The following is a 17921-nucleotide window of genomic DNA, read 5'->3' as shown; positions in this document are numbered from 1 at the left end:
TCCCGGCGGGCACCTTGACGCCGAATTGGCACGGCCCGCCGGGGAATGTCAAAGCGCCTTAGCTGATCCGCGCCAAGGGCGCCCCAAAGGCGAGGACCGCGCCCTGTTCGGCGATCCGCGTCAGCTTGCCCGATTGATGGGCCTCGATACGGGTTTCCATCTTCATCGCCTCGATCACAGCGACAAGCTGACCCTCTTCGACCTCGGCCCCATCCTCGACCTGCCACAGCGTCAGCGTGCCGGGAACCGGGGCTGTCAGCACTGCGGCATCCACCTCGGCCTTGGCAACCTGCGGGACAGCAGCGCCCCCCGCCGGCAACGCGGCCAGCAGATTCGCTGGCAGGCCCAGTTCGTGCCGCTTGCCGTCGATTTCGACCGCAAGACGCAACAGCGGTGCCTGCGGGGCCGGGGCGACGCGGGCATGAGGCGCGACCGCCTTGGCCAAGGCGTCGGCAAAGTCGGTCTCGATCCAGCGGGTATGAACGCGGAAATCACCGCCCTCGGCGCGGAAATCGGACTGGTCCAGCACCGCGCGGGCGAAAGGCAGGACCGAGGCCACGCCTTCGATACGGAACTCGCGCAGCGCCCGCTGGGCCCGTTGCAGGGCCTCTTGCCGGGTCGCTCCGGTAACAATCAGCTTGGCCATCATCGAATCAAAGCTGCCCGGCACCACCGAACCCTGTGTCACGCCGCTGTCCAGCCGGATGCCCGGCCCCGAAGGGGCATCGAACACCTCGACCGGCCCGGGAGTGGGGAGGAACCCCCGGGCCGGATCTTCCGCATTGATGCGGAACTCGATGGCATGGCCGCGCGGCTCGGGCACCGATTCGTCGGCCAGCCGTGCACCCTGCGCGACGCGGATCATGCCGCGGACCAGGTCGATACCGGTGGTTTCCTCGGTCACCGGATGTTCGACCTGCAGGCGGGTGTTGACCTCAAGAAATGAGATCGTGCCATTCGCGGACAGCAGATATTCGACCGTCCCCGCCCCCGAATAACCGGCATGAGCACAGATGGCGCGGGCGGAATCATGCAGCCGCGCGCGCTGGTCGTCACTCAGGAAGGGGGCCGGGGCCTCTTCGACCAGCTTCTGGTTGCGCCGTTGCAAGGAACAGTCACGGGTGCCGATCACCTTGACCGTGCCGTGCTTGTCGGCCAGCACCTGCACCTCGACATGGCGCGGACGGTCAAGGAATTGCTCGATGAAGCATTCACCACGACCAAAGGCTGTCAGCGCCTCGCGCGTTGCCGATTCGAAAAGCTCTTCGACCTCTTCCAGCCGCCATGCGACCTTCATACCGCGCCCGCCACCGCCGAAAGCGGCTTTGATGGCGATGGGCAGGCCGTGTTCGCGGGCAAACTCCAGCGCATCGGCTGCGCTTTCGACCGGGCCGGGCGTGCCGGCAACCAGTGGTGCACCAACGGATTCGGCAATGCGGCGGGCCTCGATCTTGTCGCCAAGCGCCTCGATCACGCTGGGGTCCGGACCGATCCAGATCATCCCGGCATCTTGCACAGCCTGGGCAAAATCCGCGCGCTCGGACAGGAAACCATAACCAGGATGGATCGCATCAGCCCCCGCCGCCCGGGCGATGGCGATGATCTTTTCCGCATCCAGATAGGTCTCGGCCGGGGTATCGCCGCCAAGGGCATGTGCCTGATCGGCCATGCGCACAAAGATCGCATCGCGGTCGGCATCGGCATAGACGGCGATGCTTTCGATACCCTCGTCACGGCAGGCGCGGATCACCCGGACGGCGATTTCGCCCCGGTTGGCGATCAGCAGGCGGCGGATCGGGCGGGTGGGGCCGGTGGCGAAAATGGTCATGCGGGCCTCTCTGGCGTGATGGGTGCGAAATCGGCGCGGGCGGTAAAGCGGATGCGGGCGCCGGGCGGGATCTGCCCGGCCAGATCCAGCGCCTCGGGGCGCAGGGTGGCAATGACCGGATAACCTCCGGTCAGGGGATGGTCGGCCAGAAACAGCACCGGCTGACCGGAATGGGGGATCTGGATCGCCCCGGTCTCGGTCCCTTCCGAGGGCAGCTCGGCCGCGTCCTCACGCGTGATCGCATCGCCCTGCAAACGAATGCCAACGCGCGAGCTTTGCGGCGTCACCAGCCATTCCTGCGTCAGGAAATGCCGGATCATTGCGGGCGTGAACCAATCGGCGCGAGGACCCAGCATCACGGGCAGTTCGACCAGATCACCGGGTTGGGGCAACTCGGGCTCGATCCCCTCGGCCACCACGGCGACGGCCGAATGATCTTCGGGGGCAAGCACCGCACCCGCTGTAACGGGATCGGGGCCGACATGGGCCAGCGTATCAGTCGCGGCCGAGCCAAGAACCGGCGCAACCCGGAAACCGCCACGCAGGGCCAGATAGCTGCGCATCCCGGCCTGAGGCGGATCAATCGTGATCTCATCCCCCGCGTCCACGGCAAAGGCCGCGCCGCGCGGGATGGAATGTCCAGCCACGCTTGCCTGTCCCGCGCCGGTCAGCGCCAGGGTCATGGGCAGGTCGGCACATAGCCGGACAGGACCCAGCGTGATTTCAAGAACCGGCAGGTCCGAGGCATTGCCAACCGCGCGGTTTGCACGCCGAGCCGCGCCCATATCAAGCGCGCCCGAGGCCGAAACCCCCTGCCCGCCCTGACCGGGCCGTCCTTCGTCCTGAAAAACCATCGGAAAGGCGGTCGAGATCACGCGCAGCCCTTTGGCAGGCCGCGGCTGGGGAATCGCGGCAGAGGGGTGGACCTCGGCCCTTCGCGCCACGAAACGGCAGCGCACGCCGGGACGCAGCAGCGCGGGTGGATCGCGGTCCAGATCCCACATCGGCACTTCGGTCTGGCCAATCAGCTGCCAGCCGCCGGGGGTTTCCTGCGGATATACGCCGCAAAAACGCCCGGCCAGCGCCACCGAACCCGCAGGAATGCGGGTGCGCGGCGCAGGACGGCGCGGCAGATCGAAACGCGCATCATCGCAGGTCATATAGGCGAACCCGGGCGCAAAGCCGCAAAAGGCGACCTGCCAGGTGGCCTCTTGATGGGCTGTGATAACCTCGGCCTCGCTTAGCCCCATATGGGCGGCGACATCGGCCAGATCCTCGCCACCATAGGTCACGGGCAGATCGACCGTTTCGCTGGCGCGCGCATTGGGCGGCGTTCCGGGGGCGGGCTGGCGCGCCAGAATTGCGCTGGCCAGCCGACCATCGGCAAAAACGCCGGGGGCAGTGCGAATCATCAGCGTCCGCGCAGCCGGGATGATCTCGGCCACGCCGGGCACCGGATCGGCCAGCAGCGCGTCAAACAGCGCCAGCGTCTGATCCAGATCCTCAAGCTCAGCCAGAAATGTGCGGGGACCGACAGGCAGAAAACGCATGCTCATACCTGCCAATGCGTGTCCGGCACGTCGGTAATGAACATGTAGCCCGGCGCATGGGTAATGGCAAAGGGCGGTTTCGACGCCATGACCGCTGCCTGCGGGGTCACGCCGCAGGCCCAGAACACCGGCACTTCGCCCGGCCTGACCTCGACCGGATCGCCGAAATCGGGCCGCGCAAGATCGGCGATGCCCAAGGCCTCGGGCGCGCCGATATGGACAGGCGCACCATGTACCGCCGGGGTACGGCCCGAGATCATCGCCGCCTCGGCCACGCGCGCAGCCGGGATGGGGCGCATCGAGACGACCATCTTGCCCTGCAACCGCCCCGCCGGCCGGCAATCGCGGTCGGTCAGGAACATCGGTACGTTGCAGCCCTGCGAGATGTGGCGGATCTCGATCCCTGCCTGTTGCAGCGGGGTTTCAAAGGTGAACGAGCAGCCGATCAGAAAGGTCACCAGATCGGGATGCTCGGCCCATGCTGCGGTCGCGTCGGGGGTTTCTTCGACCAGCTCACCGTCACGCCAGATGCGATAAAGCGGGATATCGGTACGCAGATCAGCGTCCGGAGCCAAAGCCGTACGGTGGCTGCCGGGGTCGGTCACGTCCAGCACCGGGCAGGGCTTGGGGTTACGCTGCGCATAAAGCAGGAAATCCCAGGCCCAGTCCCTGGGCAGCGAGATCATGTTGCACTGGGTGAACCCCGGTGCCATGCCCGCGGTCGGACGCGCAGCGCCCTCGCGGCAGGCCAGCCGGGCCGCACGGGCCAAGGCAGGATCGGGCAGCAACGTCATGCCGCGCCCCCCGCGGCCGGGGCAATCGCTACCCCACCCGCCAGCAGCACCTCGCGGATACGGGCAGCCATGGCCACCGCCCCGGGACTGTCGCCATGCACGCAAATGCTGTCAGCATGAAGATGCAGGGTCGAACCGTCTGCCGCCTCGATCTTGCCCTCGGTGGCAAGGCGCAACATGCGTGCAGCGACCGCCTCGGGGTCGTGCAGGACCGCCCCCGCCTCGCGGCGTGAGACCAGCTGGCCATCGGGACGATAGGCGCGGTCGGCAAAGGCTTCGGCAATGGTGGGCAGCCCCGCTTCGGCCGCTTGCGTCAGGATCTGCGACCCGGCAAGGCCCATCATGGCAAGCCCCGGATCAACGGCCTTGATCCCCTCGATCACCGCCGCGCCCTGTTTGGGATCAACGGCGATGGTGTTGTAAAGCGCGCCATGCGGCTTGACGTAGCTGACGCGGGTGCCGGCGCTGGCACAGATGCCTTGCAGCGCGCCGATCTGATAGATCACATCCGCGACCAGCTCGGCATGGGTCACATCCATCGGGCGGCGACCAAAGCCTACACGGTCGGGATAGGAAACATGAGCCCCGACCGCCACGCCACGCGCCGCCGCCTCACGCACGGTGGCAAGGATGGTCAGCGGATCGCCGGCGTGAAAGCCGCAGGCAACATTGGCCGAGCTGACGATGCCCAGCATTGTGGCGTCATCGCCCATCTTCCAGGCGCCATAGCCTTCCCCCAGATCACTGTTCAGGTCGATGTTGCGGGTCATGTGTTCCTCCGGGAATTCGGGCGGCAGGCCCGGACGGGCCCACCGCGATCATGGTTCAGGCGCCCAGGAAGGCAAAGATCGGGCCGATGGATTTGATGCCCATATACCAGGTCAGGGCGCAGACCAGCGCGCTGGTGACAAGCAGCGGCCGGTTATAGATATGCCCGCCCATCAGATCGGCGCGCGCAAAACCGATATAGGTAAAGATGGTCAGGCCGATGGGCAGGATCAGCCCGTTGAAACCGCCGACAAAGACCAGAATGGCGGCCGGCGCGGTGCCAAGCGACAGATAGACCGCCAGCGAGATGGCGATAAAGATCACCGTGGCGATGTTGCGGTCACGATCGCTCATATTGCGGAAGGCAACGAGGAAGCTGACCGAAGTATAGGCCGCGCCGATGACCGAGGTGATGGCGGCAGCCCAGAAGATCAGGCCAAAGATCCGCATGCCCCAATCGCCCAGCACCACGGCAAAAGCCTGCGCGGCGGGGTTCGCAGCCTGACCCGACAGATCCAGCGTCACGCCCGAGGCGACGACGCCAAGAATGGCGAGGAACAGCACGAAACGCATCACGCCGGTCACCGCGATCCCGGTCAGCGAGGCGCGGGTGACGGCGGCAAGATTGTGCTCGCCCACCAGCCCCTTGTCCAGCAGGCGATGCGCGCCGGAATAGGTGATATAGCCGCCCACAGTGCCGCCCACGATGGTGGTAATGGTCGCGAAATCGACGATCTCGGGCAGCACCATCTGGCGCAGCGCCTCGCCCACCGGTGGGTTCGACACAAAGGCGACGATCAGCGTCATCACGATCATCAACAGCCCCAGCGCGATCAGCGAACGGTCAAGCAGCAGCCCCGCCCGGCGCGACAGAAAGATACCGATGGCCAGCGCCGCCGACAGTGCACCGCCGATCTTGGGCTCAAGCCCGAACATCGCGTTCAGACCAAGCCCCGCCCCGGCGATATTGCCGATGTTAAAGGCCAGCCCGCCGATCAGCACCAGAATCGCCAGCAGATAGCCCGCGCCGGGGATCGCCGCATTGGCGGTGTCCGAGGCATTGCGCCGCGTCAGCGCGGTGATGCGCCAGATGTTCAGCTGCACCACAAAGTCGATCAGGATCGACGCAAGAATGGCAAAGGCAAAGGCAGCGCCCAGCTTTGCCGTAAAAGTCGCGGTCTGGGTGATGAAACCCGGCCCGATGGCCGAAGTCGCCATCAGGAAGATCGCCGCCATGAACCCACCGCGCGCGGCGGCTGAGGCGGCAGAGGGGGAGTTGACGGATTCGGCCATCGGTCTTGCTCCTGCTGCAAGGGTGGAGTGCGTCTTGGGAATACCTGAATGTGAATTCAACAAGACAATCCGTCAACGATAATTTGACATTCCATGCGATATTGTTGAACAATTTTGTTCGCAGACAAGAACGATTTGCCCATATGCTGGGCATTTTGCCAGTTTTTTGTCCCATCTCCTGATACTGTTCCCGCTTGCGCAGGACCAGAAAAACCGTCGAATCGTCGTACGATGCCTTGTCTGCCCTGCGCCTCTCGGCCAAGATCGCCGGACCTTTCTCGCACGAGCCCCAGACCGCCAGTCCATGACCAAGGAACCCGCCGCGCCAGCGGACAGCCGCGACTCTTCCCTAAGCCTTGCCGAGGGCATCGCTGCCCGGCTGCGCGATCAGGTCACCGGCGGGACCCTGGTGCCCGGCCAGCGCCTGTCCGAGGCACGGCTTGCGGCCGAACTTGAAATCTCGCGCAATACGCTGCGCGAGGTATTCCGTCTGCTGACCCGCGAAGGCATCCTCAGGCATGAGCCGAACCGGGGGGTTTTCGTCGCGGTACCCTCGATGGCCTCGATCCTTGATATCTATCGCGTGCGGCGGCTGATCGAGGTGCCGGCCCTTGCGCAGGCGTGGCCCGGCCATGCCGCCGTCACCCGCATGCATAACGCGGTGGAACAGGCGAAAGAGCTGCAAAAGATCCCCGATTGGCGCGGCGTTGGCAGCGCCAATATGGAATTTCACGCCGCGATCGTCGCCCTGACCGACAGCCCGCGACTGATCCAGTTCTTTACCCAGATCATCGCCGAGCTGCGGCTGGCCTTTGGTCTGCTCGACAGCCCCGAACTGCTGCACCAGCCCTATATCCCCCGCAATGCCGAAATTCTGGGCAAACTTGAGCGTGGGGACCCCGCCGCAGCCGCACGGATGCTTGATGATTACCTGAACCAATCCGAACGCGCTGTGCTGGAGGCCTTTGCCCGTCTGGGCTGAGGTCATTGCCGCTCAGCCCTTCCGGGGACTTGCAACCTGCCCGTTCCTGCGACAATTAGGCGCATCGGAAGCCCGTTTTCCGGGCAGGCGCGAAGGATCAACCCAGATGACCAGACCGGCCGGGGCCGTGCTGCATCAGATTGCGCAGGCACTTGGGCCGGCGATTGCGCCCGGCTCGGCGCGCGAGGCACTGCGGGCGGGTATCGGCGCATTGGCAGGGCTGGGCATCTCGGGCCTGTTTTTGCTGTCCCCGGCGATTGACCTGCAGCTGGGACTTTACATGATCGCCCCGTTTGGTGCGACCTCGGTGCTGGTCTTTGCCGTGCCGAACAGCCCGCTGGCGCAGCCCTGGTCGGCAGTGGTCGGCAATGCGATCGCCGCGGCAGTCGGCGTGCTTGCCTGTATGCTGACGTCTGACACGGCGCTTTGCATTGCACTGGCTGTCGGGGCGACGATCACGGCAATGATCCTTTTGCGGGCGGTGCATCCCCCGGCGGGTGCTGTCGCCATGACGGCGGCGCTAAGCCCCGATGCAATCCGCGAGCTTGGCTTTCACTTTGTGCTGGCCCCGGTTCTGGCCGGGACGGTCGCGCTGGTCGGCTTTGCGATGATCTATGCCCGGCTGACCGGGCGGCGCTATCCTTTTCGCCAGTTCGACGAGCCGGGACCACATGGCACCGCCGATCACCCGGCGATGGAGCGGCTGGGCCTGTCCCGAGAGGAACTGACCGAGATCCTGCAACGCTATCGCCAGTCCCTGAACCTGGGGGTCGAGGATCTGGCCCGGCTGATCGGAGCCGCCGAATTGCAGGCAGCCACCCATCATACCGGCCCGCTGACAGCGGCGGATGTGATGTCGCGCGACCTTGTCACCGTGTCGCCTCAGACCCGGCTGGTGCAGGTCGCCGATATCTTTCGCCGCCACGGCTTTACCTCACTGCCGGTGGTCGAGGATGACAATCAGTTTCGCGGCGTCATCTTTCAGCTGCATCTGATCCGCCGCGCGCGCGAGGACGCCTTTCGTCACGACCGCCGGTTCCTGTCCGCCATGTCGGACCTGCTGAACCCGCGCCGCTCGAACCCCACCCGCGCCCATGAGATCATGCAGACCGATTCTCCGCATGTTGCGCCCGATACGCCCATCGCGGCGCTGCTGCCGCTGCTTGCGTCGGGGGAATGCGACGCGGTGCCGGTACTGGACGGGCCGCGAATTGTCGGCATCGTGACCCAGACCGACCTGATCTCGGCGCTGGCCCGCCAAAGCCTGCGACAGGAACTGGCCGCGCCCGACATCACCCCCTAGTCGGCGCAGATCGCCCGGCGATGTGCGATCCGGCACAGTCACACACCGGAACATGACGATAACGACAGGTCCTGCCGCATTGTAGAGCAAGCGGCGGCGCGGCTAGCTTCGCCGCAGCATCAGACCGGGGGAATCATGGGCGAACCGACACTTGGTGCGGTAGCCATCGGCCGCAACGAAGGCGACAGGCTCAGGGCCTGCCTGCGCTCGCTGGTGCCCCTGTGCCAGCGGGTCGTTTATGTTGACAGCGGATCGGGCGACGACAGCGTTGCCTTTGCCCGCAGCCTTGGCGTTACAGTGGTCGAGCTGGACCGCAACCGCCCATTCACCGCCGCCCGCGCCCGCAATGCCGGGTTCGAGGCGCTGCTGCAGGGCGGAGAGCTTGATCTTGTGCAATTCGTCGACGGCGATTGCCGGGTCGAGGCCGACTGGCTCGGGGCCGGTGCCGCCGCCTTGCAGGACGACCCCGAACTTGGCCTGGTGACCGGCTGGCGCTCTGAGATCCGCCCAACGGCATCTGTCTATAACCAGATGTGCGAGGTGGACTGGCACCGCCCCGCCGGCCCCATCGCCACCTGTGGTGGCGACATGATGGTGCGCGTCGCGGCCTTTCGTCAGATCGGCGGCTTTGACCCGGGCGTAATCGCGGCCGAAGACGACGAATTCTGCCTGCGTCTTGCCAAGGCAGGCTGGAAGCTGTTGCGCCTGCCCAAGCAAATGACCTGGCATGACGCCGACATGACCCGTTTTGGCCAGTGGTGGAAACGCACCATCCGCAATGGCCACGGCTTTGCGCAGGTCGGCGCGATGCACCCGCCGCATTTCCGCCGCGAAAAACTGCGGGTCTGGGTCTATGGGCTGGTGCTGCCACTGCTGTTCCTTTTGGGGCTATTTGTCAGCGGCTGGTTGTCAGTGGCTGTGCTGGCGCTTTACGCCCTGTCCTTCTGGAAGACATGGCGCGGACTAAAAGACCGGCCTATGGCGGTAGAACAGGCCGCGCTGCTGACGCTGGCCAAGATCCCCAGCCTTTGGGGAATGCTGACCTATTTCCGCCGCCGTCAGCGCGGCGATGACATGCATATTATCGAGTACAAATAGGGGTTTGCCATGACTTCGGAGCTGCGCGTCGGAATCATCGGGGCCGGCTATATCGCCTCGTGGCACGCCGATGCGATCAAGGCCGCGCCGGGTGCGCGCCTGGTCGCCGTCTGTGACCCGGCCGGCGACGCGGCCGGGGCACTGGCCGCCAGCCACGGCATCGCCGCCTTTACCGATCTGGACCAGATGATCGCGGCCGGAGTCTGTGACGTGGTTCATATCCTGACCCCTCCGAACCTGCATTGCGACCTGGCGGTGAAATGCCTGGGTGCAGGGCTGCATGTGCTGGTTGAAAAACCCGTCGCCCTGTCGGTGGCCGAAATCGACACCATGCGCGCCGCAGCCGATGCCGCTGGCCGTCAGCTTGGAGCCTGCCACAACTTTCTTGGCCTGCCCGGTTATGGCCGGCTCAGGCAGGCGGTGCAGGCAGGTGATCTGGGGCTGGTCTCAAGCGCACAGATCAACTGGGCACTGCCGCTGGTTCCGCTGCGCTCGGGTCCCTATGGGCTGTGGATGCTGCGCGAGACGCAGAACCTGCTGCGTGAACTGGGCCCGCATCCGTTTTCCTTTGCGGTGGACCTGTTCGGCCCACTTGAGATCGAACATGTCAGCCTTGGCCAATGGATCACCCTGCCCGGCGGCGACAAGCGCCCGCAAAGCTGGCGCATCCTTGCCCGCGCCGGTCAGGTGGATGTGACGATCAACCTGTCGCTGGTCGAAACCTTTGACGACCGCTCGGTCTGCCTGCGCGGCTCGGCCGGGATGGCGCGGCTGGATTATGCGGCAGACACGCTGGTCATCACCCGCGACAACACCGCAGATCTGGTGCTGAACCCGCTGATCAAAGAGATGTCACGTGCCGGGTCGCATCTGCGCGAAGGGCTGCGCAATGCCTTCCGGCAGGCTGCATCCCTGAACCAGAAAAGCCCTTATGGTCTAAGTTTCCGCGCCACGATCTCGGCCTTTTACGACGGCATCCGCGCGGGCGAGCCTGATCCGCGCTTTGCCCCCGCATCGGCCCAAGACGTGATGCAGGGCATCGACGACGCGCTGGCACGCCTGCCCGCCCTGCCCGCTGCGCCGGCCCGCCCCGCCGGGATGCCGCAGCCCCGCGTCATGGTAATCGGCGGCACCGGCTTTATTGGCCGCAACCTGACCCGCAGGCTGGTTGAGCGTGGCCATGAGGTGCGCGTGCTGTCCCGCGGCGGGAGCGGACCCTTTGCCGACTTGGCCGATCACGTCCAGACTGTCGGCGTTTCGCTGCGCGACGAGGACGCGCTGACCGAGGCGATGCAGGGTATGGACTGCGTTTTCAACCTTGCAAAATCGACCGACAAAAGCTGGCAGGCCGCGCTGGAGAACGACGTCGCCACGACCGAGCACATCGGCCGCACCGCGCTTCGCGCAGGGGTCGGACGCCTGATCCACACCGGCACCATCGCCTCATATGATATGTCCGACCCTGCCCGTACGATCACCGAGGCGACCGATTTCGGCGAAATGGAAAGCCGTAACATCTATGCCCGTTCAAAGGCCGAGGGCGAACGACGGTTGCTTGCCATGCAGGCGCAGGGCCTGCGGCTGGTCATCGCCCGTCCCGGCATCGTGCTGGGCGACGGCGGTCCGTTGCAGCATTGGGGCATCGGGCGCTGGCATGGCGCCGGTGCGGTCAGGCTGTGGGGCAATGGCCGCAATATCCTGCCCTTTGTGCTGGCCGATGATGTCTCGGACGGACTGATCGCGATGATGGAACGCGACGAGGCCATCGGCGAAAGTTTCAACCTGATCGGTGAGCCGATGTTTACCGGCCGCGACTATTTCAAGGCCATCCATCGCCGCACCGGGGCCAGGATCGGGGTCAGCGGCTCAAACCTGACTGCGCTATGGCTGGTCGATGCAGCGAAACAGGGGCTCAAACGCTACGCCCTGCGCCGCCGTGACGCCGCACCCGCATCCCGCGCGGATTGGAAGTCACGCGGCCATCTGTCGCCTTTCGACAACGCCAAGCCCAAGCGCCTGCTGGATTGGCAGCCCGAAAGCGACCGCGAGGCCTTCTGGCGCCGCGCCATAGATGAGGCGCATCTGTTCTGGTGATCAGATCAGCCCATCAAGCAGCAGAAACCCCGGCAGCCAGCCGGTAAATATCCCCGCCAGCAGCGTGACCCACGCCGTCTGGCGCTGGATCGGCCGGCCAAGTGCCAGCAGCATGAAGTACATAAACCACAGAACACCCCAGACAGCCCAGTTAGCGGCCAGCCACAGTTCGGTCCCCGAACCTGCCGCCGCAAGTGCGCGCAGGAAAACCGGCACAGTGGTTACGGCAACGAACAGGCTGAACCAGCCAAGCCCGCGCCCGTCGACACCGCTAAGCCGGTTATAGGCGACCCACAGGTAGGTGGTGCAGAACAACAGGCTTAGCGCGCCATTGCGGATGCTGGCGGCGCTGGCGCCCGCGCCAAAGGCGTCATGCAGCACCGCCGCCCCTGAAACCAGCGCGGTGATAATGTTGATGACGACGATCTCACGATCGGCAATACGGCCCATCAGCCACAGCCCGTTCAGAAACAGAACGGCACCGACATAGAACAGCACGAACCCGGTAAGCATCGAACCTCCTGCGCAGGGCTGACCGCCGATCGGGCAGTTGCCCGCCATGCAATCAGTCATGCCTGCCAAGAAGGCAGAATCAGCGCCGGATCAACGGGATTATTTTCAATCCAGCGTAAAATCAGCGTTCGGATTTCATGGATTAATGCCAGTCAAAGGCTCGGCCAGGACCACTTCCCACACCAGCTCCTGCATGCGCCGCGCCAATTCCGGCGAAGGCGCATCGGCGGGGGTGCCATCGGCACGCAGCAACTGATGCGGCAGGCCGACCGGGCTTTTGCCGTAAAGCACCGCATAATGGGTCAACGCCACCAGATAGATGCCCAGATCATTAGGATGGATCGTATCAAGCGAGCCGTCGGGATTGCGGGCAAAAAGATCCTCGCGCGAGGTCAGCTCAGCGATACCGCCCGCCTCGGCCTCGGCCACCAGACGCGCCATCACCTGCCCGGCGGGGATCAGCCAGACCGGTCTGCCCGCCGCCCGCGTGGCGGGCCAAAGCAGTCCGGGCTTCCACATGGTTTCCAGATCATCTGGCAGACGCCCCAACCATTCGGGCCGATCGTCCAGCGCATGCCAGCTTTCATACAGAAAGATCTGGGTATCGGGATTGCCTGCCGCGGCCTCGGCCGCCCATTTCCCCGCGTGTGCGCTGCTGTCTTTGTAACGCAGCGCATCCTTGAGCCGCACCATCTCGGTCATGACAAAGGCGTCGTATTCCCCCGATTTCAGCGCCTCATGCGCATCACGGTAATGCGGGGTGGCGTTCTCTTGCTCAAAACCGCTGATCGCCCCGCTACCCTGAAAATGTTCGCTCAGCGCCGTGCCCCAGCCCAATTGCAGCGCATAATCATGCCCCTGCCCGGCCAGTTGCGCCAGCATGGCCGGCATGTCGCGCCCCACAAGGCTGTGGCCCAGATGATAGACCCGCAACGGCCCCGATGGCAGCACCCGGCCAGACTGGTAAAGCGCCTGCACATCGGCATCGTCATCCGCCGCTGCCCGTTGCACATGACGCCAGTAAAGCAGCGCCGCCACGGCAATCACGACCAGAAAAGCAACCAGATAGCGCATGTCGCCCCCCGTCCCGAACCGGTGGCAGGATAGCAAAAGGGCCGCCACCCCGAAAGGCGGCGACCCCGAAAGGCATATATGAGGCGGGGCGTTTTAGCCCTCGGCCTCGGAGTTTTTGCGGTTCCAGCGGATCGAGGACCAGAGCGAGATACCGATCAGCGTCGCGCCGCCAAGACCGGTCACGACCTCCGGGATATGCACGAGCGGTTGCACGAACATGATCACCGACAGGGCGACGATTGCATAAAAGGCGCCATGTTCCAGAAAGCGGTATTCGGACAGCGTCCCGCGCTCGACCAGCATGATGGTCATCGAGCGGACATACATCGCGCCGATACCCAGACCGATGGCGATGACGAACAGGTTGTGGGTCAGCGCAAAGGCACCGATCACCCCGTCAAAGCTGAATGAGGCGTCCAGAACCTCAAGGTAAAGGAACGCGCCCAGACCGCCCTTGGCCCCGGCCTGCAAGGTCTGCTGCGAACTGTCCAAAAGACCGCCCAGCACCTCGACCAGCAAAAAGGTCAGAAGGCCCCAGATCGCGGATTGAAAGAACACCTGCGATTCGGCCCCCTCCAGAAAGCGCGAAAAGATCAGCACCGTCACCAGCACAACCGCGACCTCGATGCCGCGGATGGTGGCATAGCGCTGCATGCGGTCCTCAAGCCAGCGGACCCAGTGCACATCCTTTTCGTGGTCAAAGAAGAAGCTCAGGCCGACCATCATCAGGAAGGTGCCGCCAAAAGCCGCGATAGGCAGATGGGCATCCTGCATGATCCGGGAATATTCGTCGGGCTGGGTCGCAGCCAGGATCATCGCCTGCCACGGGCCGATATTGGCAGCAATGACGACGATCAGCAGCGGAAAGATCACCCGCATGCCGAAAACCGCGATGACGATACCCCAGGTCAGAAAGCGGCGCTGCCACTTCGGGGTCATCTCTTTCAGCTTGTTGGCGTTGACGATAGCGTTGTCGAAGGAAAGCGAGATTTCCAGCACCGCAAGCACGGCACAGATAAAAAAGACCGTCAGTGCACCACCGACAGTACCTGTGGTCTGCCATCCCAGCACCGCGCCAAGCGCGAGACCAAGGAAGGTGACAATGAACGACCATTTGAAATATTGCAGGGTCGGACGATGGGTTCCATTCGTCGAGCCCGCCGCAGACGGGGTGTTTCCTTGCTGCATGTCAGAACAAGATCCAGGCGGCTGGTAAAAGATCGATGCCGACATCACGAACGTGCCGCCACGTCCGCCAGAGGGGCCCGGACATCAAACTGCGTTCACGAGGACGCGAACGGGCGAAAGATGGCGAATCACAGTCACGATTGCAAGGGTTTCCCATCAATCGCGGCATTTTCCTGCGCGAAGAATTCGCTCGCCAACACCGGCAAGGCGATCTGCGCCAGCAGCCCACCACCGCCCGCGCCTTCGCCCAAAGTCAGCCTGCCCCCGAAAAGACTGGAAATTTCCAGCGCCACCGGCAGGCCCAGCCCCATGCCCGGCCCGGTCGTCTCACCCCGGCTGAAACGGCTGACGGCGGCGGCACGCGCCCCGGTCGGGATGCCGGGGCCGTTGTCCTCGACCTCCAGAACCGCCGCGCCGCCGTCGCGCCTGACGCGGACAGTCACCACCGCCGCCCGTCCTGCGTGAAGCAGCGCGTTCGAGATCAGGTTGCTCAGTGCCTCGCCCAGCAACAGGGGTTCGGCCCGGACCAGCAACGACCCCTCGCCCTCAAAGCCAAGGTCGATCCCGGCCTCGGCTGCGGCGGGGATATGTTCGGCGGTCAGATCGCGGGCCAGAGCCACCAGATCCAGCGGGGCGGCCAAAGCCGCGCCCTCGGCGGTATCCACCCGAGCCAGCAGCAAAAGCTGGGCAAGGATACGTTCTGCATGTGCCACCGCGGCATCGCCCTTGGCGGCAGCGGCCTGCGCCTCGGGCAGGGTCGCGGCCCGTGCCGCCAGCGCCAGCTGGGTGCGTACCACAGTCAGGGGCGTTCTGAGCTGATGCCCGGCATTGCCGGTGAAATTGCGCATCCCGTCCAGCGCCGCCCCCAACCGGCGCATGAACCCGTTGACCGTCCCGACCAGCCCGCGCACCTCGGATGGCACCTGCGTCCCGATCGGGCTCAGGTCATCGGGGCTGCGGGCCGCGATCTCTTCGCTCAGCCGGTAAAGCGGGCGCAGGGACAGGGTCACCGCGATCCAGACGATCAGCGCCGCCCCGGCAATCATCAGCCCCAGCCGCAGGGCCGAGCGCATCAGGATTGCCAGCGTCAGTTCGCGCCGGGCATTTGTGGTCTCGGCCACGGTGACCACAAAGGGCACCTCGTCGATCCCGGTCGAGGCGGCACGGGCAAGGCTTGCCACCCGCACCGGCTCGCCCCGGAAAACATCATCGGCATAGGCCGGTCCGCTGCCCGGACGCGCCGGTGCCATGGGCAGATCGCCATAGCCGGTGACGATATGGCCCGGCGGACCATCGACGCGGTAAAACACCCGGTCCTGCGCGGCGGAACTTAGCATCTCCAGCGCGCCATAAGGGATCTCGATGGCGATACGGCCGTTTTCGTCAAGCGAGGCGCGCTCGGCAATGACAAGGGCCGAGCCCGCCAGCACCCTGTCGGCCAGCGCGTTGGCCATGCGCACCGCCTCGCGCCAGGTGTCGATCAGGGCCGCCGTTCCCAGCACAAGCGTCGCCAGCAACAGCCACGCAAGCAGGCGGCGACGCAGGGAAAAGGGCCGCCGGATCAAGGCGCCGCCCGGTCAAGGAAATAGCCGATGCCGCGCGCGGTGCGTACCGTCAGCCCGGCCGGAGCCAGCCGCTTGCGCAGCCGACTGACATATTGCTCGATCGCATTCGCGGACAGGTCATCCTCAAGCGAGGTCAGCGACTGCACAATGGCGTCGCGCGTCACCACCTTGCCGGCGCGCATGATCAGCAGCTCCAGCAACCCGCGTTCCCGCGCCGGCAGGTCCAGAGGCTGCCCCGCCAGCATGAAGCTGCGTGCCGTCTGGTCCAGCACCAGATCGCCAAAGCTGACGGTCGAGTTGCGCAGCCCCGCCTGACGCCGCAGAAGCGAGCGGATGCGGGCCTCGAACTCTCCGATGTCAAAGGGTTTGATCAGGTAGTCGTCGGCGCCAAGGTCAAGGCCGCGCACCCGCTCTTCGGGCGCGCCACGGGCGGTCAGGATCATCACCGCCGCCGGGTTGCGCCGCGCGCGCATTGCCCGCAGGACCTCCAGCCCGTCCATCTGGGGCAGGTTCAGATCCAGGATCACCAGATCAAAGCTTTCCGCCGCCGCCAGCGCCTCGGCCGAGGCCCCGTCATGGACCACATCCACCGCATAGCCTGACTGCCGCAAAAGGGCGGTCAGCCCCTCGGCCAGCGACAGGTTGTCCTCGACAAGCAGGATGCGCATGGTTTCCCCCTTGCGACGCACCCTAGCGGCGCAAGGCAGACTTGTGAACGGCCCACCGCTTTGGCAAAGTCGCAGATCATGCGCCTGTTCGACCGTATCATGCCAGCCATCGCCACGGCACTTACGCTGTGGGCAGGCGGCGTGTCCGCGCAGGTTACCCTGTTCCCGGCCCCCGACGATCAGACGCAAGAGCTGTCGATCTATTCCTCGCTCGACAATGATCTGGCCGCACCGCTGATTGCGGCCTTTCAGGCCCGGCACCCGGACGTCACGGTGCGTTATGAAAACCTGCTGACGACCGAGCTGCACGACCGCATCGTGGCCGAGACCAGATCAGGCACAGGAACGGCGGATTTTGCCTTTTCCTCGGCCATGGATCTGCAGGTCAAACTGGCCAACGACGGCTATGCCCGCGCGGTCGAGACCCCGGACACGCCCGACTGGCCCGATTGGGCAAACTGGCGCGACACCGCCTATGCGCTGACCTTTGAACCCGCGGTCTTTGCCTATCACAAGCCCAGCTTTGCCGGGCGCGAACCTCCGGCCACACGCGCCGATCTGATGCGCTGGATGGCCGAACACCCGGCCGGGGCGCGGGGCCGGATCGGCACCTATGACGTGGCGCGCTCGGGCGTGGGCTATCTGTTTCTGGCCCGCGATCAGGAGCTTTATCCAAATATCTGGTCGGTGGTGCGTGCCATGGGCCGGGCAGAGGTGCAGCAATTCCCGACCTCGGCCGATCTGCTGGAACGGATCGCCGACGGACGGCTGGCGGTGGGCTATAACCTGCTGGGCTCATATGCCGCCGACTGGGCGCGGCGCCATCCCGACGTGGGTGTGATCCTGCCGCGCGACTTTACTGTCGTCGTCTCACGCGTGGCGCTGGTGCCTGCGGCGGCGCGTCAGCCCGGGCTTGGCGCGGATTTCCTGGCCTTTCTGATGTCGCCCGAGGGGCAGGGCCTGCTGTCACGTACTCTGCGGCTGTCAGCGGTCAGCCTTGAGGTCTCGGGCCAGCCGGGACCGGCGGGCGGCATGCAGGATCTGGCCGGGCTGCGGCTGAAGCCGGTGCCGGTCAGTCCCGGCCTGCTCGCCTATCTGGATCAGGCGACACGGGCGAGCCTGCTTGGCCGCTGGAACAGTGCTTTGGCCGGGCAATAGCGCCGACGACGATTTTCGCCACCATGTCAGGTCCATGACAGCTTT

15 protein-coding genes are annotated in these 17921 nt (G+C 65.2%); 5 read left to right on the top strand and 10 right to left on the bottom strand.

Going from position 1 to position 17921, the window contains the following annotated elements; translation table 11 throughout:
- Nucleotides 1-58 precede the first annotated feature (58 nt).
- Genes M511_RS10575 through M511_RS10555 form a run of 5 tightly spaced genes read right to left on the bottom strand, consistent with a single transcriptional unit; the run spans nt 59 to nt 6233 of the window.
- Entirely contained in the window at nt 59-1828 is a 1770-nt protein-coding gene (locus M511_RS10575; protein ID WP_176224540.1) for an acetyl/propionyl/methylcrotonyl-CoA carboxylase subunit alpha, read from the bottom strand.
- On the bottom strand, nt 1825-3378 hold the full coding sequence (locus tag M511_RS10570; RefSeq protein WP_240547602.1) for a 5-oxoprolinase subunit B/C family protein: 1554 nt from the start codon (nt 3376-3378) through the stop codon (nt 1825-1827). Before M511_RS10570 ends, M511_RS10575 begins: the two co-directional genes overlap by 4 nt.
- Before the next feature lie 2 nt (nt 3379-3380).
- Entirely contained in the window at nt 3381-4172 is a 792-nt protein-coding gene (locus M511_RS10565; protein ID WP_085502165.1) for a putative hydro-lyase, read from the bottom strand.
- The gene (locus tag M511_RS10560) at nt 4169-4942 is read right to left on the bottom strand and encodes a LamB/YcsF family protein (RefSeq protein WP_010397801.1); all 774 of its coding nucleotides are present in this window, start codon (nt 4940-4942) and stop codon (nt 4169-4171) included. The genes M511_RS10565 and M511_RS10560 overlap by 4 nt, the downstream gene beginning before the upstream one ends.
- Before the next feature lie 55 nt (nt 4943-4997).
- A complete protein-coding gene (locus M511_RS10555) occupies nt 4998-6233 on the bottom strand; it encodes an NRAMP family divalent metal transporter (protein WP_085502164.1) in 1236 nt (411 codons plus the stop codon).
- Between the two features lie 304 nt (nt 6234-6537).
- On the opposite strand from M511_RS10555, the gene M511_RS10550 reads away from it, so the two are divergent.
- The 4 genes from M511_RS10550 to M511_RS10535 all read left to right on the top strand — a co-directional run bounded on the left by M511_RS10550 (nt 6538) and on the right by M511_RS10535 (nt 11710).
- On the top strand, nt 6538-7215 hold the full coding sequence (locus tag M511_RS10550; protein ID WP_085502163.1) for a GntR family transcriptional regulator: 678 nt from the start codon (nt 6538-6540) through the stop codon (nt 7213-7215).
- Between the two features lie 106 nt (nt 7216-7321).
- Complete coding sequence (locus tag M511_RS10545) at nt 7322-8518, top strand: HPP family protein (RefSeq protein ID WP_010397794.1); 1197 nt, start codon at nt 7322-7324, stop codon at nt 8516-8518.
- 135 nt (nt 8519-8653) lie between these two features.
- Nucleotides 8654-9616 (top strand): glycosyltransferase family 2 protein, encoded by a 963-nt coding sequence (locus M511_RS10540; RefSeq protein WP_085502162.1) that lies wholly within the window; start codon nt 8654-8656, stop codon nt 9614-9616.
- A 9-nt stretch (nt 9617-9625) separates the two neighbouring features.
- Entirely contained in the window at nt 9626-11710 is a 2085-nt protein-coding gene (locus tag M511_RS10535) for an NAD-dependent epimerase/dehydratase family protein (RefSeq protein ID WP_085502161.1), read from the top strand.
- Here the strand turns inward: M511_RS10535 and M511_RS10530 are convergent, their stop codons facing one another.
- The 5 genes from M511_RS10530 to M511_RS10510 form a co-directional block, all read right to left on the bottom strand.
- Nucleotides 11711-12223: an AmiS/UreI family transporter gene (locus M511_RS10530; RefSeq protein ID WP_085502207.1), complete on the bottom strand. Its 513-nt coding sequence runs from the start codon at nt 12221-12223 to the stop codon at nt 11711-11713.
- A gap of 135 nt (nt 12224-12358) precedes the next feature.
- Entirely contained in the window at nt 12359-13297 is a 939-nt protein-coding gene (locus M511_RS10525) for a hypothetical protein (protein WP_085502160.1), read from the bottom strand.
- A gap of 93 nt (nt 13298-13390) precedes the next feature.
- Nucleotides 13391-14485, bottom strand: coding sequence for a DUF475 domain-containing protein (locus tag M511_RS10520; RefSeq protein ID WP_010397784.1), 1095 nt, complete (start codon nt 14483-14485; stop codon nt 13391-13393).
- A gap of 134 nt (nt 14486-14619) precedes the next feature.
- Nucleotides 14620-16050: a sensor histidine kinase gene (locus tag M511_RS10515; protein WP_085502159.1), complete on the bottom strand. Its 1431-nt coding sequence runs from the start codon at nt 16048-16050 to the stop codon at nt 14620-14622.
- Nucleotides 16047-16718: a response regulator transcription factor gene (locus M511_RS10510; protein ID WP_010397778.1), complete on the bottom strand. Its 672-nt coding sequence runs from the start codon at nt 16716-16718 to the stop codon at nt 16047-16049. The genes M511_RS10515 and M511_RS10510 overlap by 4 nt, the downstream gene beginning before the upstream one ends.
- 78 nt (nt 16719-16796) lie before the next feature.
- Here M511_RS10510 and M511_RS10505 point away from each other — a divergent pair, with 78 nt between their 5' ends.
- Nucleotides 16797-17876, top strand: a complete 1080-nt coding sequence (locus tag M511_RS10505; RefSeq protein ID WP_227493392.1) for an ABC transporter substrate-binding protein — start codon at nt 16797-16799, stop codon at nt 17874-17876.
- The last annotated feature ends 45 nt before the right edge of the window (nt 17877-17921 follow it).

Origin of the sequence: Paracoccus sp. J56, from assembly GCF_019633685.1 — a bacterium.
In the GTDB taxonomy this organism is placed as follows: domain Bacteria; phylum Pseudomonadota; class Alphaproteobacteria; order Rhodobacterales; family Rhodobacteraceae; genus Paracoccus; species Paracoccus kondratievae.
Note: the sequence above shows the minus strand (reverse complement) of the source record. Positions and strands in the feature narration are given on the sequence as shown.